The following is a 22,216-nucleotide window of genomic DNA, read 5'->3' as shown; positions in this document are numbered from 1 at the left end:
CACCAAACGGAAGCCAAACGAACGCTAAAGTATCAAATACGATAACATAAAATACTGACAATCAATAACTATTAACTGACAACTATGTAGCGTTCGGAAAAATCCAAAATATTGAGTAAGCAAAACCATCATACTTAATGAAAAATGACTGAAACAATCTTACAATTTAGAAAAGAATTACAGAATTTAGGCTATTGTAAAACCGTTGTAAATGCATACCCAAAGCGAGTAGAAGTCTTTTTGAGATACTGTAAAAAATCAAAAGAAGAAATCAAAACCAAGGATATTTTAGAGTATTATTCTTATCTGAAAACCATAATAAGCCAAAGAACACAACGAAATTTAAGTGAAAATTATCTACACTCTATTTTATTGGCAATCAAACTTTACTTTGATTATTTACAAAGAACCGGAGAAATAAAAACCACTCCTTATCAGCTGAAAATAAAAGCTCCGAAATCAGAAGAAAGAAAGGTATTTACAGACGAAGAAATGAGAAAATTATATCGCAAAAGCAGTCCGTTACAAACCATTATTTTACACCTGTGTTATGCGTGCGGACTCAGAAGAAATGAGGCAGTAGAACTGAAAGCAAACGATATAGATTTAGAAAATTGTTTGTTATATATCAAAAAAGGAAAAGGTAAAAAACGAAGAGTAATCCCATTTACAAAACAGGTTCAGAAAGATATTAAAGCTTTTATTTTTTCATCTGAAAGAAAAGAAACGTTACTCAATATTACAGCAATAAGAATCTACTACGAATTTAAAAAATTACTAAAAAAAACAGCACTTAGTAACAAAGGATTTACGTTGCACTGCTTGAGACATACGATTGCTACACAACTTTTGGAACAAGGAATGGAACTGGAGAAAGTAAGAGATTTTCTCGGACACGAATATTTAGGCACGACACAAATCTATACAAGAATAAATCAATATAACAATATGAAAATGTAAGAGTTTACCAATGATAAAGCCATCAACCGACAACCATCAACTAACAACTTTTTTAAGAAATGAATTATCAGAAAGCTCTGTGAAAACCTATGTCTATGAAATAGAAAAGTTCAAAAAACATTACAGAGATCCCGAGAAAATCAGCTATCAAAACCTAATGGAATATGTAGAATTATTAAGAAAAAACTACAACCCTCAGAGTGTAAAAAGAACGATTTACGCCATCAAAAAATACTACGATTATTTAGTAAATATTGGAAAGTTAAAACAGAATATCGCCACCAATATCAAGATAAAAGACGGCAAAGAAAACCCAATCCAATTACAGGAATTATTGACAGAAAAGGAATTACAAAAGCTTTTAGAACCCAGAAAAGAACGTTATCCGATGTTGGCGAAAAGAAACCAAATTGTCATAAGTTTACTCGTCAATCAAGCTTTGTTGGTTGGAGATATTGAGAAATTAAGCATCGAAGATTTAGATCTGAAAGAAGCAAAAATCAGAATCCAAAAAACCGGAATAACAAACAGCAGAATATTAGAATTAAAAGCAGAACAAATATTGTTATTTTATCAGTATTTAAAGGAAGAAAGAGAACAATTAAAAACCTTCAGAACCGAATCCGAAAACTATTTTTTATTAGGAAAATTAGGAACTAAAATTACTTCAGACGACATTAATTATTTAGTATCAACTTACAAGAAAAATTTTACCAAGAAACTCACCTCAATAACCATCCGACAAAGCGTTATCAAACTGAAATTAGACAACGGAGAAAATCTTAGAAAAGTTCAATATTTTGTAGGACACAAACACGCAGACACGACAGAAAAATACCGAGAAACAGGAATTGATGCTTTACAAACTGCGATAAACCAGTTCCATCCGATAAAATAAGAGCCAAGGAAAAAGTAAAAAAGAACCAAGAAAGTCCACCGCTTGCATTTTTGAATAATATCCCGCCCCCGAAGCTAAAAAAGACATTTTCCGCCAACCCTTTGCCAAAGCTCGCCCAACGCTTTAATGCCACAGCAAATTACATAATCGAAATTATACGCAATTGCCCACGCAAACCGTTGCCTTCCACTCCGCTGAAGCTTCGTTACTGGCAAACCAACACCATCTTTGCCTATAATTTGAGATTATGCAAAATGCTTTTCTTTGTTCCGTTTTTTGAAAAACTCCACAGCCTACGCTTTTAGCCATCAACTTTCCCGAATCTTTCCCAATCCGAAAAATACCTTTTTTGCCAAGGCTTCAACCACCTGAATAAGGAAAAAATGCGCCAACACTTTTGCTTAGTTTTTGATTGAAAATTTGTAAGCAAGAGGGAACGTGTCTAAAAAAGACAACGTTCTGAAAATTAGAGCTATATATTTTTATGGAATTGAAAAATTAATAAAATTATTATTAAAAAATATGTAAACATTTAATTTGTAATATTATACAACCAGGAAAATTAAGAAAAATTTTAAATTATCAGTCCAATATGAAATATTAAAATATGGATAAAGCCAAGGCTAAAACCAGCTCCGCTTTTACCCACATTTTAACATTTACAACAACAGCGACAATCAATATTTGCCATAAAAAGAATGTGGATTTATGGAAAAATCCAATGCTGAATCCCGCGCTTTTTTTTCCACAATTCCACATTTACAACACCGACAACAGGAAGTTTACTAAACAAATTTTTGAAAATAAGAAGCTTTTTTTTCAGTTGAAAATAAAAAGTTAGAGAGATTTTATTTTTCAACTGAAAATCTTTACTTTTGAGAAAGCGAGCAAGAGCAGGCGTTCACAGTGTAAAGCCTCGCACGAAAAAAAATGAAGTAGGCAAATCCCAAAAAGTTGAGCGGAGTTGTAGAACTATAAGTACAACGGAAAGGAGTTGCAAGAGACCGGGATGTATGATTACGGAGCAAGATTCTATATGCCGGATATCGGGAGATGGGGTGTTGTAGATCCGTTGGCGGAACAAATGCGTCGTCATAGCACTTACAATTATGCGTTTAATAATCCAATCAGATTTATTGATCCTGATGGAAGAAAACCAGAATGGATAGTTGGAAGTGATGGAAAAGCAGTGACCTATAAACAAAATAAAGATGGCTCATTAACATGGAGTAAAAATGCAACTGCAGATACCAAAAGAATGGGTAATCAAATGGCTAGAACGGAAACAGGTTTAGGAAGACTTAATAAAATGAGGGATGCAAAATATGGAGTTGAATTAATTATTAATAAAACGGTAACAGATAATCCTAATTGGGGAGAGACAACTTATCCTAAAAAACTACAAGTTGTAGACAAAAAAACAGGTGAAGTAATTCCTTTATATGCAAAAATGGAAATTTTTGAAGCTACAATAACAAAATCAATGGAAGATTTAAAAGCAGCGCCTGAAGGATCAAAATTTGGAGGCGAAAATGCTACTAATACTAATGACTTGTTTGAATTGTGGAAAACCGAAGGAATAGATACTGTAATAGGCGCTATCACCGTTCATGAAGGTAATCACGGAACAGATAAAGAGAGTCTCAAATTAATGGGGGAAAATCTAATCAAAAAAACAACAAATGATTTAGAAGCGCGTCCTAATGCTGAAACAGCCAAACATATTCAAGAATTAAAAGAAATAAATAAAAAAAATGAAAGCCAATAAGATACTATTTTTAATTTTTTCTCTTATATCGGTGATTACTTCTGCTCAATATATAAATGATTCTAAAATTAAACCATATCAGGAAGAAGTTATAAATTTTTTAATTCGTAAAAAGAATTTTTCAAGTAGTCATAATTTAAAGGATATTCCAAATATGGTATATACTGCTGAGTTATTTAAAACTTCAAACAAGTTGCTTATTTATGAAATATCAACTACTTCACCTCATTCTTTAAAGTATTTTTCAATAGTAAAAGATGGGGAAATTTATTTATTTAATAGTGTTGATTTAAATGAGGATTTTAGTAATATACTTGACAAACTGAATGAATCGAAATTATCCAGTAACCAATTATTTAAAATATTTTCTGAAATATCTTCAATATATAAATATAATAGGAATGTTAAAAATCAAAATCCTATAATTACCTCTGGTAAGTAAAATCTTCGCTCCCACACGATTGTATCGTGTGGGAGATTATAAAAAAACCACTGCAATCGCAGTGGTTTTTTTATAATCAATTAGACTTATTTTCTTCTATTCTTTCCTGTTCTAGAACATTTGCCATAATTTTAGCTTGTGTTTTACAATCTTCGAGTTCGGTTTTTAGGCTGTCAATTGTTTTATTTTTTGCTTTTATAATTGTTTTATCAGAATTATCGTTACAACTTAATAGAAGAACAGAAAGTAGGATAATGTATTTTTTCATTATAAAGCTGCTGAATTTTTAGCGAAAAAGTCTTTAAATTTTTTATTGGTAAGCATTTTTTCTACGAGTCGGAAAATGGTTTGCTTGTCTTCTTCTTCGAGCTGCTGTATCAATCTGATTTGTTCGAGTTCCGTTTTATCTTCCAATACTACTTCTTTAGGAATAGAGCCGTCATGATTAATAATCTGATCTGTGTTCATATCAAAAAGTTGCGCCATCTTTTGGAGTTCTTCTACAGCTAAACTTCTTGTTCCTTTTTCAATTTTGGAATACGCAGATTTATCAACGCCAATATAATTGGCTACCTCAATTTGCTTAAGGTTCTTCTGCTCTCTTATATCTTTAATGTTATCTGCTAAACTCATAAGACAAAAGTATTGAAAATGGCAATTATTCACAAATAGTTGCAAATTTAAAAACATTTAAGTTGTTAAAATGAAAACTTTATTTTATTTTTGTAGTAGTGAAATTAACCACAAAATAGTAAAAGTCTTTATTCATGGAGATTACAGCAATTAAAGAACGTTTAAGTTTATCCGAAGTTCTGCAACATTACAGTTTGCAACCCAAAAACAAAATGCTCAAATGTTTTATGCACGAAGATAAAACGGCAAGTCTACAGGTTAATTTAGAAAAGAACTTTTACAAATGCCATGCTTGTGGAAAAACGGGTGATGTGATCCAATTTATAGAAGATTACGAGAAACTCACGAAACACGAAGCGATAAAAAAAGCTGAAGGAATGACAAATCCTGAATCAGCTTTAAAAAATACAAGTCTTGGAGATACTGGTGACTTTGGGTAGACGAAAATCTCTTCGGAGAAGTCTGCTCTTTTTTTGGAAAATACTTTTAGTTATTTTAGAAAAGCTTTGTACTGTTCCAATCCTGCGAAACAATATATTGAGAAAAGGAATTTAGACAACTCCATTTTAGAGATCGGTTACAACTCCGGACAGTTCCATCACGGAGAAAGAAAAAGCGAAGAATTAATTAACAATGCTTTAGAAGTAGGTTTATTATTAGATAAAGGATTAATTAACAACAGAACAGGAGAAAAAGGCTATAGTATTTTTGCGAATAAATGTATTGCGTTCCCTCTGAAAAATAAAGAGAATCATATTGTAAGCTTTTATTTTAGAAGCATTTTAGAAAAGGATAATGCAAAGCATTTTTACTTAAAAAACAGATCCGGAATTTATCCCGGATATCCGAAATCAGATACTAAAAAACTCATTCTTACAGAGGCAATTATTGATTGCGCGAGTTTACTCCAGATCAAAGAAATTAGAGATAATTACAGTCTGATAAGCTGTTTTGGAACGAATGGATTGAATGAAGAGATTTTACAAGCGATAAAAAGTTTAGAGAATTTAGAGGAAATTATTTTTTGTTTTGATAGTGATGATGCAGGAAAAAAGGCAGTTAAGAAATATGCAGAAGAGTTTAAGAATTATAAAGTCTCAACCGTTGAACTTCCTAATAATGATGTAAATGAGACTTTGCAATTACACGATGAAACAATATTTATACAGCTTTTAGAGGAAAGAAAATCTTTATTTTCTACTGAAGAAAAAACTGAAAAAATTACAGTTACTGAAGAAGTTCCGAGCGGGAACCGGACTCAAACCAATGACCTTAAAAATCCAATCGACTTTTTACAGCAAAAAGAATTACTTCAGAACTTAAACGGGCTTATAGAAAAAGCAGGAATAATCGGAGAAGAAAACAGCAGATTATTATTGTTTTTAATCATCATTAGTTACTTAAATAAAAACCCATTACACGCATTGGTGCAAGGAAGTTCGGGAAGCGGAAAGACACACATTATAAGCAGAATTGCAGATTTAATGCCACAGGAAGATGTCTTGAGATTTACAAGAATTACAGAATCTAGTTTATACAATTGGGGAGAATTTGATTTATTCCAAAAGATAATTATCATCGAAGATCTGGACGGATTAAAAGAAGATGCATTGTATGCGTTACGGGAATTTATCAGCAACCAAGTCCTAAGAAGTTCGGTAACCATCAAGGATAAAAAAGGGAATAATAAATCTTCTCATAAGATTGTCAAAGGTCAGTTTAGCAGTTTAAGTGCAACAACGAAAGGAGAAACTTATGAGGACAATATGAGCAGAAGTTTTTTATTGGCGGTCGATGAAAGCAAAGAACAAACGCAAAGAATCATCCATTATCAGAACAAGAGAAATGCCGGAGAAATAGACAGAAGCGAGCAGGAAAAAGCAATCGGTTTTATACAGAAAATCGTCAGAAATTTAAAGCATTATGAAGTGATCAATCCATATGCTACAAAGTTGCAATTACCCGAAAAGGTGCATAAAATAAGGAGATTAAACGAAATGTATCAAGCGGTTATTAAGCAAGTTACTTTTATTAATCAGTATCAAAGAGAAGTTAAAAACGGTTTTTTAATCACAGAAATCGAAGATATAGAACAGGCTACAGAAGTATTGTTTGAAAGTATAGTTTTGAAAGTTGACGAGCTGGACGGAAGTTTAAGACAGTTTTTTGAGAAACTGAAGAAGTTTATAAAAACGGCTGAAAAAGACTTTATACAAAGAGAAATCAGACAGGAATTTAATCTATCAAAAACGCAGTTACAGAGATATATTAACACCCTTTTAGAGTTAGAATATATTAAGCAAGTTGGAGGATATAATAACACAGGAATCCGTTACAAAGTAAGTTATTGGGATAATTATCAGAAGCTTAGAGCAGAAATAAAAGAATATTTATTGAAGCAGATTAAGGAACTTAAGACAGAGAAAAAATAAATGTGGGTCACTGTGGGTCACCATTGGTTCACGAGAATAGTTACCTACGATTAGTTAAGTTATTGAAAATCAATATTTATTAAAAATATAATAAAGTTGGCGACCCAAAATTTAAAATATTGAGTAAGCAAAACCATCATACTTAATAACAAATGAATGAAACGATCTTACAATTTAGAAAAGAATTACAGAATTTAGGATATTGCAAAACGGTTATAAACTCCTATCCAAAGCAGATTACAAAGTTTTTGAATTATACCCGGAAAGAACATTTTGAAATCCAAAGCAAAGATATTTTAGATTATTATACTTATCTGAAAACCATCATAAGCACAAGAACAAAAAAGCATTTAAGCGAAAATTATCTCCACACTATTTTACTGTCAATCAAACTTTACTTCGACTATTTGCAAAGAACCGGAACAATAAAAATAAGTCCTTATCAGCTAAAAATAAAAGCTCCCAAATCTGAAGAAAGAAAAGTATTTACATCTGAAGAAATTAGAAAACTATACAATAAAAGTAGCGGATTACAGACGATACTATTACATCTATGTTATGCGTGCGGAATGCGTAGAAATGAAGCGTCAGAGTTAAATATTAAAGATATAGATTTAGAAAATTGTTTGCTGTATATCAAGAAAGGAAAAGGTAAAAAAAGACGAGTAATACCATTTACAAAACAGGTTCAGAAAGATATTAAAGATTATATTTTTTCATCTGAAGGAAGAGAAAATTTATTGAATATTACATCAATAAAAATCTATTATGAATTTACAAAACTGTTGAAAAAAACAGGATTAGAAAACAAAGGATTTACATTACATTGTTTGCGACATACGATTGCAACGCAGTTATTAGAGAAAGGAATGGAGCTTGAAAAAGTAAGAGATTTTTTAGGACATGAATATTTAGGAACTACACAGATTTATACAAGAATGATGAGTTATGAATTTACAAAATTACCTGCAAAATGAATTATCTGAAGGAACAATAAAAACCTATCTCTACAAAATAGAAAAGTTCAAAAAGCATTACAGAAATCCGGAGAAACTGAATTATCAAAATATCATGGACTATGTAGAATTACTAAGAAAAAACTACAATCCTCAAAGCGTAAAAAGAACTGTTTATGCGATCAAAAAATACTACGATTATTTAGTAGAAATGGGAAAGATAAAAATTAATATTGCTGCCAATATCAAGATAAAAGACGGAAAAGAAAACCCAATACAATTACAAGAATTACTCACAGAAAAAGAGTTGCAAAAGCTTTTAGAACCGAGAAAAGAAAGATATCTGATTTTAGAAAAGAGAAATCAAATTATCATAAGTTTATTGGTGAATCAAGCGTTATTGGTTGGAGAAATTGAAAGATTAAAGATTGAAAATTTAGATCTGAAAAATGCAAAAATAAAAGTTCAGAAAACAGGAATTACCAACGAAAGAATATTGGAATTAAAAGCAGAGCAAATCTTGTTATTTTATCAATATTTACAGGAAGAAAGAGAGAAATTAGAAAGACAAAAAACTTCCTTTTTTCTACTGAATAAATTAGGTTCAGCAATTACAAAAGATGATATAAATTATTTGGTATCAACGTATCAGAAAGGTTTTACAAAGAAAATTACAAGCGTAAAAATCCGACAAAGCGTAATAAAATTAAAATTAGACAACGGAGAAAATTTAAGAAAAGTTCAATATTTTGCAGGACACAAAAACGCAGATACAACAGAAAAGTATAGAGAAATAGGAATTAATGCGCTACAAACAGCAATCAATCAGTTCCATCCGATAAAATAAGAACCCAAAAAGTCCACCGCTTGCATTTGAATAATATCCCGCCCCACCGCTAAAAAAAGACATTTCCTCCAACGCTTGTCCGAAGCTTACCCAACGCTTTAAAGCCACAGCAAATTACATAATCGACATTATACGCAAATTGCCACCGCAAAACGTTGTTCTCCGCTTCGCTACGCACAAACCAGCACCATCTTTGCCTATAATGTGAGATTATGTAAAATGCTTTCCGTTGTTCCGTTTTTTGAAAAAAACTCCACAGCAGCCGCTTTTAGCCAACACCTTTCCCCTTCCCTTCCAGCCACAGAAAAAGACTTTTTTGCCAACGCTTCCCACCCGAATAAGGAAAAATGCGCCATCGCTCTGAGGTTCTTCGATTGGAATTTTAGCCAACAATAGAACGGAAATGTGGATTTGTGGAAAAATCCGAGCTGAATCCCACAACTATTTTTCCCACAAGTCCACATTTACAACAACACCGACAACGGAACCACCAGCACCGCAAAACAAATCCAAAAAGTATATATTTGTAAAATAATAGTCCGCTCTGCAAAGCGGACTATCTAAAACTAAATAAAAGAAAAAGTGTTTACAACCGGGTTTGTAATCACTTTTTTGCTTTTCCTGCATTTTTAGAAACGATAACAAAAGCTGTCATCGCTAAAATAACCAGGAAAAGCATTGCTAAAATTGCTACTGCTTCACTCATGATACAAATGTAATTACAAGTTTAATTTATTGCAATGCAAAAGCAAGTATGTAAGGCAATGCTTTAAATATTTATGTTTTTAAAGCGTCTTTAATTACATCATTTTTTTGAAATATATCTGAAGACAGTATTTTATCCTGAAAATCCAACTTTATTTTTTCAATTGAAATAAAAAAATAGCGGAAAACCTTTTTATTTTTCAACTGAAAATATTTACTTTTGAAAAAAGCGAGCAAGAGCAGACGATCAAAGTGTAAAGCCTCGCGCGAAAAAAAATGAAGTAGGCAAATCCTGAAAATGTGAGCGGGATTGTACAATTACAAGTACAACGGAAAGGAGTTGCAGGAGACGGGAATATATGATTACGGTGCAAGATTTTATATGCCCGATATTGGGAGATGGGGTGTAATTGATCCGTTGGCGGAGACTTCGAGACGCTGGTCGCCCTATACTTATGCCTACAATAATCCTATTCGATATATTGATCCGGATGGAATGGAGAATAAAGATATTCATCTTTTGGGAAATTTAGCAGATAAGGCACTTGACCAATTAAATGCAAATAGTAGTCTTGCTATGACAAAGGATTCCAATGGGAAATTAGATACTGGAAAACTAAGTAAAAGTGACTATAATAACCTGTCAGATACTGATAAGGTTTTGTATGATGGTATAAAAAACAGCCCTAATACTGATTCTAGAATTTATGCTGAAAGTAAAAATATTACTCCAGATGGATATTTAATTCCAGGAGGTTCATTTGGTGGTGCTAATTATGACTCTATATCAAAAACCAGCATAGGAAAACAATATACTAACCCTGATGTGCTAGGAAGTGCAGAGAGTTTCTCAGAAGCTCCAAAAGGTACTGGAATCACTCACGAAGTTGTCGAAAATGTACTTCTTACAAAAGAATCTTTGAAAACAAAAAGTGACATCCCTATTAGTGTAGGTAATAATTCAAATCCTACTTTTGATAAGTTTCACAATATAACAAGGGAAATGATGAAGTATGACAATATAGTTATTTATGCTAGATCCCGATTAGACTCAAACAACAAGCCATATTATGAAGGGTTTGCTGGGAAAAAAGACGCAAATGGGAATTATCAAAAAAAACCATTATATCAAGTTTATAAAGACGACAAAAGATTAAAAAAATAATTTTATGAAAAAAATAATGTTTTTATTGTTTTTAAGTTTTTGCTTCTACAATTGTCAGACAAAAAAAATGACGATTAGCTCAGAGCCTTTTAATATTACAAAAAAAATAGTTTCTTTTAAAGAAAATGCAGAAGCTTATATATTGATATCAGATAAAAAAGATATTGTTGAAGTGTTTAAGGACAGTAGCAATATAAATTGTCGAGAAATTATATTAGGAAAGAAATATACATTTAAAGTCATTCCTGTAAGTGATTTAATACAACATGGAGCTAGTTCACCTCCAGAGTATATTTTAAATGATTCAACAATAATCAATTATAATCACTATTACAGCTTAGAAAAAAGACAAAACATTTGTGTCAAATAATACCAAGCTATCCCCACTGCGCAAAGAGCCTCGCGCGAGAAAAACCGGAGTAGGAAGATTTTGAAAAGTTGAGCGGGATTGTACAATTATAAGTACAACGGAAAAGAACTTCAAGAGACCGGAATGTACGCAATGGACTTCCGCCATTATATGCCAGACATTGGAAGATTTACCGGAATGGATAGAATATCTGAGATAATGCCTGATTGGACGCCTTACCGTTTTGCATTTAATAATCCATCTTATTTTTCTGACCCAACCGGATTGTTTGAAGAAGGAGGAAATGCTCTTGCAACTTGTCCTACCTGTCCTAATACGAAGGAATTTCAGCCGTTCATTAACGACCCAAACAATGTGTATGTTTATAATCCTGAGACAAACACTGCTGAAAGAGAAATACAGATTCAAGAAGTTGTTGTTACTGGACAGAAATCTTCATCAGTTAATTATGCAGGAGTTGACAACAATATTTCTTCAAGTCTTTGGTGGACCAATACAGCCGTAGGTGCTGCTTCTGCTTATACTGTTTATAAAGGGCAATATCATTTGAATAATGAATTATGGAGATATCAACCTTATGGAAAACAAAAAATTATAACTCCTTGGAGCAAAATGAAGAATGGAAGAAATTATTGGAATAACAGTTTAGCGTCAAAAGCAAGGTTGGGACAATTGGAAAAAGTGAAAGGCATAAGAAATATCAGTTCAAAATTAACAAAGGCAGGCGGAGTATTACTTGCAGCGGATATTGTTTTATCAGGAGAAATTAAGCCATCTCATATCATTAACGGAGCTATGTTAGGAGCCTCAACAACAGGAGTAGGTGCTATTGTAGCTGGTGCTTGGTTTATTGCTGATTTTGGAACAATGGGAGCTAATTATTTAATCAACGGCGAAGCTAAAGGCTTGGGGGATATGTTGGATGAATCAGTAGGAACTTATGAAATGTATGATGGAGTATATTAAAAGTAAATTTTCAGGAAACTCATTATTTTGGGGAGTTTTTTTATTGGTTTTTTCAATATTAGACTTATTTTTTATATTTAAAATTCTTAAGAAGAACATATTTAAATTTGGTGATGCTTTAGCTTTACTAGTTCTTGTATGTGTATTCTTGTTCTTGATAAATTATCTTAAACATATAAAAATATTGATTTTGAAAGGACGTGAATTGAAATATTACTCAATACTACGACCTTTTGGTAAAAATATAGAGCTAAATAGCACTGTAAGAAAAATTATCCTAACGGAAACTGGAAGTATAGGAAGCTATAGGGTAATATATTTGGTCAATAATCGAAATGAGATATTTTTTAAGTTAATGGAATTACACTATAAAAACTTTAATAATATCCTTGATGCTTTAAAGCTTGAAACTATAAAATTTTCTCCCAGTCCAGCACAATATTTTAAACTTCTTTTCTTTGAAAGCGTAGATTTAAATAGTGGTTCATCAGGCTCAAATAATAGTAATAAGATTATCAATGTAGTTTTAAAGTTGTTTAAAACAATTGTTTTAATAGGTCTTAGCTTATTGCTTATCCACAAGGTCGAGAAAACCCTGTGCCAGTTCATCGAGGATAGTAAGGTGTTCTTCTTGAAGATGGTAGAAGTTCCGGTACAGGTTTTTGGATGGGTTGAGGAACTCGAAGAAATCAAAGGGCAGTTTTTGGATAAGGTAGTCAAGGTTTTTTACCTTGTGGTCAGCGTGTTCACAAAGCTTCCAGAGGATGCGGATATTGATTTGATTGGGACGATATCGGAGGGCAACATAGAGGAATATCACGCAAGCCCTGTAGAAGAATCCGCTCAGCATCAGCCCCATTCCCTCATTGGATTTTAGCTCTTCCTGTGAGCGCAATATTTTATAATTTTCGAGCAACTCACTGCAAAGCCTGTAGTATATTTACTTCAAAAAAAACCAGAGGACAAATCCGACACATTATATGCAACAGATAAGAATGGTAATGTTGACAAAAGTAAAGGAAGTGTTACTGTTAAGAAAGATACTCCAGAATCGGGAAGTATAATCTCCGACCTATCAACCAATAGAAAGGATGAATTTGGATATACTAATGGTCCAGAGTTACGTATAGCAACAACGAGTAATAGGACAGACGCATTAGATGTATTCCAATTTGCGGCTCTAAATAGTACTAATGAATGGTCTATTGCAAGCAATACAAGTGATGGTAAAGCTCAGTATGCATTAGGAACTCGGCTCCACCCTACATTATCACCTAACTATCTTGCATTTGACAAGCTTGGCTTTTCCTCAAAAACCATGAATTGGGATATGCATTCTCACGGACATGAGAATGGTACTAATGGACCTTCTTCTGGCGATAAAGCTCATGCATTATCTATGCAGATCACCATTCAGGCAGGCACAAGGAAAACTGCTAGCAATGCTTTTAAAGCAGGACAGAATTCGAAGTCAGTTAATAAAAAATGACATCAACTTTCAAAAAAGTTAAAGCGTCCTAAATTTGGGACGTTTTTTATAGTTTAAAAGTGTAACATTTTCTGTTTATTACACTCTAAATTTCAAAACAAGACAATGCAGGTTTTAAACTTCGAAGAAATATACCATGATTACTGGAAAAAGATATTTCGTCTTTGTATGGGTTATGTTAATGATGATGATGCGGCGAAAGATCTCTGTCAGGAAACCTTTGTTGCGGTTTTCCAGCAGCTTCCCAAGTTCCGGCAGGAATCGAGCGTCGGAACGTGGATTTACAGAATTGCGACCAATATCTGTCTGAGGCAGATTAACATCGAAAAACGAATGCCGAAGAGCGAATTGCCTTATCAAATCAAAGATAATTCGGAGAAAGACAACAAGCTGGAGCAGGATCAAATGACCGATTTCCTTTACCAATGCATTTCAGAATTACCCGAACTCTCAAGGATCATTATTTCCCTGGAACTTGAGGAGATGAAACAGGCGGAAATTGCTGAAGTCGTAGGAATCTCCCCAGTCAATGTAAGAGTCAAAATACACAGAATCAAAGAAAAATTAACCGAAAAATTTAAGAATTATGTCAACTGAAAATATTAATTTCCAAGACATCTGGAACAAGAAAAGTGCGGATATTCCTGATATCCAAGAAATAAAATCTAGCGCCGATAAATACAAAAAGAGACAATTGCGGTTTACGATTTGTCATATACTAAGTCTTTCTGTAACTGCTGCGATGATTATTTTCATTTGGAATGTCATTGATTTTAAAACGTTTACCACCAGTTTAGGAATCGTTCTAATTCTGATTGCTTTGGCTATGTATATCTATTTGGTTTCGGAAAATATCACTGTGATTCGGAAGATCAATCCATCAATCAGTAATCAGGAGTATCTTGCTTCTCTAAAAAAGTTACAGCATCAACAACTTTATATGCAGACGAAAGGGATCAGCATTTATTATGTTTTATTAACTGTGGGTTTTGCGTTTTATTTCTATGAATTTGCACTCAGAATGTCAACATTAGGCAGAATTTCAGCTTATGGATTAACGTTTACCTGGCTGGCATTTGCGTGGTTTTTTCTAAGACCGAGACAGATCAAAAAACAAAATGAAAAAATCTCAAAGGTGATAGATTCTTTGGAAACTATTGAAAAAGATTTAGGAGAATAATTTTAAATACTTCAGCTTACTTCACCAGTATAACAACTTGTTCGAAAGAGTATAATGTATCGACTGCGTTCAAACAAACAATAAAGGCAGGACATAATTTGCTGGCAATTAATAAAAAATGATATGTAGATTAAGAAAATCTAAAAACTTTTTTTTTCGGAGGGCAGTTAATAAGAGATCGACCATCTCAATAAAATCTATTTATTTTCAATGATCTTCTGTACTTTCAAAAGCAGATTGTCAATATCAAAAGGTTTTGGAATAAAATCATCAGGTTGACAACTTTGACATATATGATCTAGTGTGGCGTGAGCACTCATGATAATGATAGGAATATCTTTGTTTTCTACGTCATTTTTAATTTCCTCACAGAGATCAATTCCGGATCCGTAAGGTAACATCACATCAAACATATACAGGTCAGAAGTTACATTGATATCTCTTTCCGTAAAAGTGCTAACAGTTGAAAACGATTGGACATCATAATTTTCAGAAGTCAAAACCATCACCGACACCTCTCTGATTGCCTGATCGTCTTCAACTAAAAAAATCTTTCTCATACCTGACTTATTTCAAAATAAAACCAAATGTGAAAAAATCATAAATTTCCAGGATAATTATCACATTTTTATGACACGTGCGAGTAAAGGTTTTATTTTAACTAAAAGAATATTCTAAATTCCAATGATATTGATCACTCAATTTCAATTCAAAGTGACCAAGTAATTTTGAGCGATACCGTTCTATCGAAAAACAAGAGAATTATACACAGATCTTTTGCTAAAAACGACTATAAAAAATTTTCACTCAATATTTATGAAATCTGATATCACATTTCGAAAGAGGAATACCGGACAAATTATATTATATCCTCTATTATCGGATATCTATCTCATCCCACAAACCTTGGTGGCTATCAGCATCAATATAATAGAAATGTATTTATATTACCAGCATGAGCTAAGATCTATCAGAACGATAATGAAAGAAAACAGAATATGCTAAAATGGTCGAAAATGATAACTTTTTACAAATGATAGTAGTATTACACTTATGTGTAGGCTATCTTATTGACATTATACATAATTTTGAAAATAAAAATGTTAGAATTATATTCCCGAAACCGGCTTTATGTAAGTAAAGAAGAGCAAGAGATTATTAAGGATGCCCCTATTCTACTAGCAGGATGCGGAGTCGGAAGTAATATTGCAGAATGTGCTTTGAGATTTGGCTTCGAAAATTTAACTCTCGTCGACGGTGATAATGTGGAGATGTCCAACCTAAACAGGCAAAATTATATTTCTGCCGACATTGACACTATGAAAGCTGAAGCACTCTGTGAAAGGTTGAAGAAAATAAATCCATATGCAAATATTAAATATCGGTCAGAATACATTTCAGAAGAAAATATCGAAAGCATTCTAGATGGGCACTCGGTCGCAATAAATGCGTTAGATTTCACTTCCAATCTTCCTTTAAAGTTTGACAGAGCTTGTCAGAAAAAAAAAATACACGTCCTACATCCTTACAATTTAGGTTGGGGCGGACTCATTACGGTCATTACTCCTGAGAGCCTGAATTTAGAATCCCTCACAAATGATAAAAATTTCAATGAATTAAAAATGGTGGAGTATGTTGCAGGTTATCACCGATTCTGGGGCAAACCACTTGAATGGCTGGAAAAAATCATCAGTGACTACAAAGCCGAAGAGGAGATTCTTTCTCCTCCTCAATTAGCGATTGCTTCGTTCATTGTTGCCGGAATGTGTACTCATCTTCTTTTTAAAATAACTACAGATAAAGCATTCAGGAAATTTCCAGAATGCTATTTGAATACTATCTTATCAAATGAATAATAACATATTTGAGTTGATGATTCAATCAACTACAGTAACTTATTGTTTATTGCGAAGGCTAACGCTTCTGTAATATTGTGAACGTCTATTTTCTCAAATAACTTTCTCCTATGAAATTTCACAGTATCAACAGAGAGAAAAATCCTTTCAGCAATCTCGTTAATGGTCAGCCCCATCGCATGCATTCTGATAATTTCCAACTCTCTCTCTGACAATTGTACTTTTTCTTCTGTGCTCCATATTTCTCTTTTGACATCAAATTTCCATATGGTGTCTGATGCATGTTTACTGATTGTTATATTACCAGACGTATTTTCTGTAGCGAGAGCAACAATACACATTGCTTTCCATATTTTGCCTTCTTCAGTTAGAAAGAGGGGTGTTAATTTGTGATTGATGAGTATATCTTTACCTTTTTCATTGATGATGTGAAAATCATAAGATATAGTGTATAACTTTCTTTCATTCAGTGACAATCTTTCAAAAAATTCAAATCCCACCTCGTTAATCTTAAAAAGAAGATTTAAATCGTCCTCTTTTACATTTCGGAAATAAAAAGCATATCCCAGCTCCTTTACTTCTTCAGGTCTCAGGCCGCAAAGGAAGAGAGGATTGTCTGCAACATACTCAAATGCTTTCTTCTGATAATCTATAATATAAATGCTTTTGTAAGAAATACGGGCGAAAGCCTCAACAATATCCAAATAATTTTCTGTCTGTAATAAATCATCCTCCGTTAATTTTTTCACTACATTTCTGTCAGAAAAAAAATTACCTAATTCTTTCATATTTATTCATTTTTTTAATTGTTCAAGCTTTGGTGTATTAACAAATCTACACAAAAGTGTAGCGAACGGCAAGGATCTAACCAATAAATTTACTTATCAACTCACATTAATATGATACACTATGATAATCTAGATCGAAAGAATCTATACAGATTGGCAAAATTTGTAGTTGAGGAAAACTACAGCCATCATGAATTTATACAACCTAAACAGTTGAAAAATGAGATTGACCTTGTATTTTCTGAGGAACAAGCGTTGCAAAATTCAAAAATATTCATTGCTGCTGATTCTAAAGATGAGATAATAGGCTCAATACGGGTCTTAAGATGGAATTTTTCTGACTTGCTGCCTATTGAAAAAATTTTTCATATCAGCCCCTTATCATTAGACACTCCGTGCAAAGTTTTCCATATAGGAAGATTTGCGATTAAGAAAGGGAGTGATAAGTCAGGCTTTATGGTATTTAAAACCCTTATGGCTTTAGCTATCAACGAGGTTTGCAGAAACGAAAATACCTTTGCACTTGCCGAATGCGATGCAAAACTACTTAAGATTTTGAGGCTTCTTGATATTGAAGCTAAGATCCTTGCAAAATCACAATACTACTTGGGCTCGGAAACAATACCTGTTTTACTGCCTTACAATGGACTAAAACGATTTTTAGAAAAAAACAGAAACCTTATTAGCGACAAATCGTCAAACCTACACTTTAGTGTAGATTTAAATGAAAGTTTGCAAACCTACACTTTTGTGTAGGTGATAAAAATGCACATAATCATAGTTTTGATTCAATAAACACAATGAAATAATTGCCTAAAAGCCAAATTACAAAACTGTTATAATAAAATCAGGTCTTGAACCACCACTCTTATGTCAAAAGTAATCTTCAGTCTTTTTATAACCTACTCTTTTTTTGTTTACGGACAAAAAACTGCTGCCGATTCAATTATCATTGAAAAGCAGATACAGGAGGTTGAGATTGTTGGAAAGAAAAAATTGATTGAAAGAAAAATAGACAGATTGGTTTTTAATGTTGAAAATTCCACCACTTCAATAGGTGGAGACGCATTAGATGCACTAAGGACAACACCTGGTGTAAGGATTCAGAATGATCAGATTTCCATGGTTGGAAAAAGCGGTATGTCGGTAATGGTTGATGACAGAATAATTCTACTTTCAGGAGATGATCTTGTAAATTTTCTTAGAACGCTAAAATCAGACAATATTAAAAGTATTGAGGTTATCACTTCACCGCCTGCAAAATATGATGCAGAAGGAAATAGCGGCATTATCAATATTAAGTTAAAAAAAGCCAAGGCTGACAGCTGGAGCAATACAATCAGAACATCTGCAAAACAAGCAACATACTCATCATTTAATGCTGGAAATAATTTTACTTATCAGAAAAACAAACTTGATTTGTTATTTGATGTTTCTGCTAGTAGGGATGTGAATATTTATACAAATGACATCAATTATTTTTATCCTTCAGAAAACTGGGTTAATAAAATTTACAACAAGTCCGAGGCCGATCGTTTGAGTGGAATTTTTAACATTAAATATAATATTTCAAAAACCTTTGATATTGGTTTTCAATATTTGGGAAATTCCGGTATCCTGGATAAAGATGAAGAAAGTGCTGCACAAATTTTCGACATCTCAAGCTTACAACTTAATAGAACCCTGAACGCTGAAGGTAATACCAGAAACAAATCAAACAATCACTCTTTCAATCTAAATATGTTGAAAAAACTGGACACATTAGGAAAAAGATTAAGTGTAGACCTTGATTACTTCACTTTCAATGCTAATAAAGGGAATACTTTTAATTCTCTGGATTTTGACAGGACAATAAACAGCATTCTGTTGGAGAGAACAGATAACAATAATGAACAAAAAATTAATAATTTTTCTGGAAAAGTAGACTTTGATATGCCCTTTAAATGGGCAAATATTTCCTTCGGAGGAAAAATAAGTTTCACAGAGACAAAGAACAATATTGATATTAATAGATATAATGTGACCAGTCCTATTTCATCTCTAATATCAGGTCAGTCAGATGAATTTATATATAGTGAAAATATTCAAGCATTGTACATCTCAGCAAATAGAAAGTTTAGCGAAAAATGGGAAGGAAAAGTTGGCCTTCGTGCTGAATCAACTCAAAATGAAGGATACTCAAAAATGTTTAACGAAACTAATACAAACGATTACATAAAACTGTTTCCCACTTTTTATCTCGCTTATCATGCAAATGAAGAAAACTCCATTGTTCTAAGTTATAGTAGAAGAGTAAATAGACCATCATATTCCAATCTGAACCCTGCAAGATGGTATCTTACTTCAAACTCCTATGAAGAAGGAAATCCTTTTTTACAGCCTTCTTTTACTTCGAATTTAGAGTTATCACATACTTTAAAAGACTTATTGACAACAACTATTTCATTCTCGAAAACAAGTGATGGCTTTGGACAGATTACCACCCATGACCTTGAAAACAATGTACAAAGCTTTATAAGGAGAAACTATTTCGATTACAGCAATTTTTTATGGTCGGAATATATAAACTACAATATATTTCCCTGGTGGAATACCAGTGCTGAAGCATCTGTTTATTATACTGAAACTAGGGCATATTCAGAGTTTTTAAATCCTAAATATTCTGGTTGGGGAGGATATTTTTCAAACAACAATAATTTTACCCTCAATAAGAAGAAAACAATTTCAGCACAGCTTGTTTACGAATACAATTATCCTACTATCTTCAATGAAAATAGATCTGATGCTTATTCAAATTTAGGGATTGGAGTAAAGTTTCTCTGCCTAGATAAACAATTGCAGATAGCATTGACCGCCAATAATATTTTAGGCTCAGACAGAGTAAAAACTAGTAACATTACCCAAGGAATCAGCCAAAACTTCAGACAGTACTACGATACTCAATTTGTAAGGCTTTCCTTATCGTACAAATTTGGAAACAAAAACTTAAATCTTGGTAAAAAAACTACCAGTAATGAAGAAGAAAAAACAAGAAGTTATTAAATAAAAGTCCGAAAAATGACCTGAAGACTTAAAAACGGTATGGGTCAATAACTAAAAAATCTTTCAATTATGAAAAATAAGAATTTAATTTCAAGATTAAAAGACTTAAAGAAGTCGCAAGCTTTGGAAACCGTAGAGGGATCTATGCTTCAAAGCGTCAGAGGTGGAAAGAACGGAATTGGTGATTCTACTCTTGATCCTTGTGGAACAAAATGTAAGCCGAACAGTGCTTGCAATGGAAACAATTAATAGTCAAATCCTGACTATCAACTAGCAGGTAACATCTCCGTTGCCTGTTAGTTTTTATATTTTCAAAATTCTATGTAAAATCTAACAAATATTATCTATGCAGTATAAAATATCTAAATATCTGGTAATTACTGAATCCTCGATTGATGACGAGCAGAATCAGAAGCTGGTCTATTCTACAAGGTCGGGACAGGTAATGCTTTTGAACAGTGATACAATAGAAGATATCAGAAATGGAAATATCTACTCACTGGATGAAAGCCTTCTTGATAAGCTTATTTTTGCCGAAATTATAGTTCCTGAATATGAAGATGAACTTGAAACAGTACTCAGCGAATTTGAAGTTTCAAAAGCAGATAATGATTCTCTGGGGATGGTTATAACGCCGTCTGCTAACTGTCAACTCGGCTGTAACTATTGCGGTCAAATACACAGTAAAGTTAACATTACAGAAGACCTATCATTGAAAATATTTACCCACATTGAAAATAAGCTAAAATTTAAAAAATATACAAGCTTAGATATTGTCTGGTATGGTGCGGAACCGCTGATGGGTATAAACTCTATTCGAAACCTCAGTATTCAGCTCATTAAGCTTTGTAAAGAAAAGAATATTCAGTACAGTGCATCGATGATCACCAATGCACTAAACCTGAATGAAAAGAATTTTAATGATCTTGTGTCCAATATGAAGGTTAAAAGCTTCCAGATAACTATTGATGGCATAAAGGAAACGCATGACAACAGCAGGTTTACCAAAAAAGGCAAGCCAACATTCGATATCATTATGAACAATGTCATCAATGCTGTAAACAATCCCGTGTATGACAAAGAAAAAGCATTAATCAGCATTAGAGTCAATGTACATAAAGAGAACTATCTTGATGTAGAAAAGCTCTTGGAGTATTTTGCGAAATTAAAGATTCAGGATAAAATAATGATCAATTTTGCTCCTGTACATGATTGGGGAAACAACAATGCAGATAAAGAAGTTGGGCTTAGTCTTGAGGAGTTTTCAAATTTGGAAATTGACTGGTTTTTGAAAATGAACGAACTAAAATTTAGAAACCAAAATCTTATTCCAGGAAGAATATACGGCACATGCATGACGACTACCGATGATGCCGAACTAATTGATGCAAAGGGTGAGGTTTCTTACTGCTGGGAGGTACCTTACACTCCTGATTTCGAAAACAATAAAGATTTGATCATAGGAAATGTATCTGATGAAGACCTTTATAAAAAAGACACCATTGATATGCCTTTACGAAATTGGTACGAAGATATTAGAAATAAAAATCATAACAGTGAAAATTGCAATAAATGCGAATATTTACCTGTTTGTGGTGGTCAATGTCCGGTATCGTGGTTCAAGGGAGTTAGAGCTTGCCCGTCATTCAAAGTAAATATGGAGGACAGACTTGTATTGCAGTACCTTAATGAAAAAGAAGTAGTCGTTTAAAATTTTAT

23 protein-coding genes and 2 pseudogenes are annotated in these 22,216 nt (G+C 32.8%); 21 read left to right on the top strand and 4 right to left on the bottom strand.

Going from position 1 to position 22,216, the window contains the following annotated elements:
- The first annotated feature begins 144 nt into the window (after positions 1-144).
- The 4 genes and pseudogenes from B5X64_RS19715 (at position 145) to B5X64_RS19695 (ending at position 4,068) form a co-directional block, all read left to right on the top strand.
- Positions 145-960 (top strand): tyrosine-type recombinase/integrase, encoded by an 816-nt coding sequence (locus tag B5X64_RS19715; protein ID WP_079466857.1) that lies wholly within the window; start codon positions 145-147, stop codon positions 958-960.
- A gap of 10 nt (positions 961-970) precedes the next feature.
- Positions 971-1,858: a tyrosine-type recombinase/integrase gene (locus B5X64_RS19710; protein WP_079466856.1), complete on the top strand. Its 888-nt coding sequence runs from the start codon at positions 971-973 to the stop codon at positions 1,856-1,858.
- 973 nt (positions 1,859-2,831) lie between these two features.
- Positions 2,832-3,008, top strand: a pseudogene (locus B5X64_RS23395) (RHS repeat-associated core domain-containing protein); the annotation flags it as partial.
- 604 nt (positions 3,009-3,612) lie between these two features.
- Positions 3,613-4,068, top strand: coding sequence for a hypothetical protein (locus tag B5X64_RS19695; RefSeq protein ID WP_079466853.1), 456 nt, complete (start codon positions 3,613-3,615; stop codon positions 4,066-4,068).
- 76 nt (positions 4,069-4,144) lie between these two features.
- On the opposite strand, the gene B5X64_RS19690 is transcribed toward B5X64_RS19695, so the two are convergent.
- Both B5X64_RS19690 and B5X64_RS19685 read right to left on the bottom strand, forming a co-directional pair.
- Positions 4,145-4,336 (bottom strand): hypothetical protein, encoded by a 192-nt coding sequence (locus tag B5X64_RS19690; protein WP_079466852.1) that lies wholly within the window; start codon positions 4,334-4,336, stop codon positions 4,145-4,147.
- A complete protein-coding gene (locus B5X64_RS19685; RefSeq protein ID WP_079466851.1) occupies positions 4,336-4,701 on the bottom strand; it encodes a helix-turn-helix domain-containing protein in 366 nt (121 codons plus the stop codon). The genes B5X64_RS19690 and B5X64_RS19685 overlap by 1 nt, the downstream gene beginning before the upstream one ends.
- Before the next feature lie 134 nt (positions 4,702-4,835).
- Here B5X64_RS19685 and B5X64_RS19680 point away from each other — a divergent pair, with 134 nt between their 5' ends.
- From B5X64_RS19680 to B5X64_RS19625, 12 genes and pseudogenes are all read left to right on the top strand, one after another.
- Positions 4,836-5,141: a CHC2 zinc finger domain-containing protein gene (locus B5X64_RS19680; RefSeq protein ID WP_079466850.1), complete on the top strand. Its 306-nt coding sequence runs from the start codon at positions 4,836-4,838 to the stop codon at positions 5,139-5,141.
- A gap of 33 nt (positions 5,142-5,174) precedes the next feature.
- A complete protein-coding gene (locus B5X64_RS19675; RefSeq protein WP_079466849.1) occupies positions 5,175-7,133 on the top strand; it encodes a toprim domain-containing protein in 1,959 nt (652 codons plus the stop codon).
- Between the two features lie 152 nt (positions 7,134-7,285).
- Positions 7,286-8,110 carry a tyrosine-type recombinase/integrase gene (locus tag B5X64_RS19670; protein ID WP_079466848.1) on the top strand — a complete coding sequence of 275 codons (825 nt, stop codon included), beginning with the start codon at positions 7,286-7,288 and terminating at the stop codon, positions 8,108-8,110.
- A complete protein-coding gene (locus B5X64_RS19665; protein WP_079466847.1) occupies positions 8,082-8,936 on the top strand; it encodes a tyrosine-type recombinase/integrase in 855 nt (284 codons plus the stop codon). The genes B5X64_RS19670 and B5X64_RS19665 overlap by 29 nt, the downstream gene beginning before the upstream one ends.
- Positions 8,937-9,954: 1,018 nt before the next feature.
- Positions 9,955-10,140 (top strand): annotated as a pseudogene (locus B5X64_RS23215) (RHS repeat-associated core domain-containing protein); the annotation flags it as partial.
- Complete coding sequence (locus B5X64_RS19655; RefSeq protein WP_249414645.1) at positions 10,138-10,806, top strand: hypothetical protein; 669 nt, start codon at positions 10,138-10,140, stop codon at positions 10,804-10,806. The pseudogene B5X64_RS23215 and the gene B5X64_RS19655, both read left to right, overlap by 3 nt.
- A gap of 4 nt (positions 10,807-10,810) precedes the next feature.
- Complete coding sequence (locus tag B5X64_RS19650) at positions 10,811-11,176, top strand: hypothetical protein (RefSeq protein WP_123920745.1); 366 nt, start codon at positions 10,811-10,813, stop codon at positions 11,174-11,176.
- 78 nt (positions 11,177-11,254) lie between these two features.
- Positions 11,255-12,142 carry an RHS repeat-associated core domain-containing protein gene (locus tag B5X64_RS19645; protein WP_079466843.1) on the top strand — a complete coding sequence of 296 codons (888 nt, stop codon included), beginning with the start codon at positions 11,255-11,257 and terminating at the stop codon, positions 12,140-12,142.
- The gene (locus tag B5X64_RS19640; protein WP_123920743.1) at positions 12,126-13,019 is read left to right on the top strand and encodes a hypothetical protein; all 894 of its coding nucleotides are present in this window, start codon (positions 12,126-12,128) and stop codon (positions 13,017-13,019) included. Before B5X64_RS19645 ends, B5X64_RS19640 begins: the two co-directional genes overlap by 17 nt.
- A 24-nt stretch (positions 13,020-13,043) precedes the next feature.
- Complete coding sequence (locus B5X64_RS23275) at positions 13,044-13,631, top strand: JAB-like toxin 1 domain-containing protein (RefSeq protein ID WP_079466841.1); 588 nt, start codon at positions 13,044-13,046, stop codon at positions 13,629-13,631.
- Between the two features lie 105 nt (positions 13,632-13,736).
- A complete protein-coding gene (locus B5X64_RS19630; protein ID WP_079466840.1) occupies positions 13,737-14,228 on the top strand; it encodes an RNA polymerase sigma factor in 492 nt (163 codons plus the stop codon).
- On the top strand, positions 14,218-14,811 hold the full coding sequence (locus tag B5X64_RS19625; protein ID WP_079466839.1) for a hypothetical protein: 594 nt from the start codon (positions 14,218-14,220) through the stop codon (positions 14,809-14,811). Before B5X64_RS19630 ends, B5X64_RS19625 begins: the two co-directional genes overlap by 11 nt.
- Positions 14,812-15,008: 197 nt before the next feature.
- Here B5X64_RS19625 and B5X64_RS19620 read toward each other — a convergent pair whose 3' ends face one another.
- The gene (locus B5X64_RS19620) at positions 15,009-15,371 is read right to left on the bottom strand and encodes a response regulator (RefSeq protein ID WP_079466838.1); all 363 of its coding nucleotides are present in this window, start codon (positions 15,369-15,371) and stop codon (positions 15,009-15,011) included.
- Positions 15,372-15,911: 540 nt separating this feature from the next.
- Here B5X64_RS19620 and B5X64_RS19615 point away from each other — a divergent pair.
- Complete coding sequence (locus B5X64_RS19615; RefSeq protein ID WP_079466837.1) at positions 15,912-16,667, top strand: ThiF family adenylyltransferase; 756 nt, start codon at positions 15,912-15,914, stop codon at positions 16,665-16,667.
- A gap of 29 nt (positions 16,668-16,696) precedes the next feature.
- Here B5X64_RS19615 and B5X64_RS19610 read toward each other — a convergent pair whose 3' ends face one another.
- Positions 16,697-17,455 carry a helix-turn-helix transcriptional regulator gene (locus tag B5X64_RS19610; RefSeq protein ID WP_079466836.1) on the bottom strand — a complete coding sequence of 253 codons (759 nt, stop codon included), beginning with the start codon at positions 17,453-17,455 and terminating at the stop codon, positions 16,697-16,699.
- 153 nt (positions 17,456-17,608) lie between these two features.
- Here B5X64_RS19610 and B5X64_RS19605 point away from each other — a divergent pair, with 153 nt between their 5' ends.
- From B5X64_RS19605 to B5X64_RS19590, 4 genes are all read left to right on the top strand, one after another.
- Positions 17,609-18,211, top strand: coding sequence for an N-acyl amino acid synthase FeeM domain-containing protein (locus B5X64_RS19605; protein ID WP_123920742.1), 603 nt, complete (start codon positions 17,609-17,611; stop codon positions 18,209-18,211).
- Positions 18,212-18,325: 114 nt separating this feature from the next.
- Positions 18,326-20,497: an outer membrane beta-barrel family protein gene (locus tag B5X64_RS19600; RefSeq protein WP_079466834.1), complete on the top strand. Its 2,172-nt coding sequence runs from the start codon at positions 18,326-18,328 to the stop codon at positions 20,495-20,497.
- Between the two features lie 69 nt (positions 20,498-20,566).
- The gene (locus B5X64_RS19595; RefSeq protein WP_079466833.1) at positions 20,567-20,746 is read left to right on the top strand and encodes a hypothetical protein; all 180 of its coding nucleotides are present in this window, start codon (positions 20,567-20,569) and stop codon (positions 20,744-20,746) included.
- A gap of 97 nt (positions 20,747-20,843) precedes the next feature.
- On the top strand, positions 20,844-22,208 hold the full coding sequence (locus tag B5X64_RS19590) for a radical SAM/SPASM domain-containing protein (RefSeq protein ID WP_079466832.1): 1,365 nt from the start codon (positions 20,844-20,846) through the stop codon (positions 22,206-22,208).
- Positions 22,209-22,216 lie beyond the last annotated feature (8 nt).

The organism is Chryseobacterium balustinum (assembly GCF_900168205.1).
In the GTDB taxonomy this organism is placed as follows: domain Bacteria; phylum Bacteroidota; class Bacteroidia; order Flavobacteriales; family Weeksellaceae; genus Chryseobacterium; species Chryseobacterium balustinum.
The sequence above is the reverse complement of the archived record's forward strand: the minus strand, read 5'-3'. Positions and strand labels throughout refer to the sequence as shown.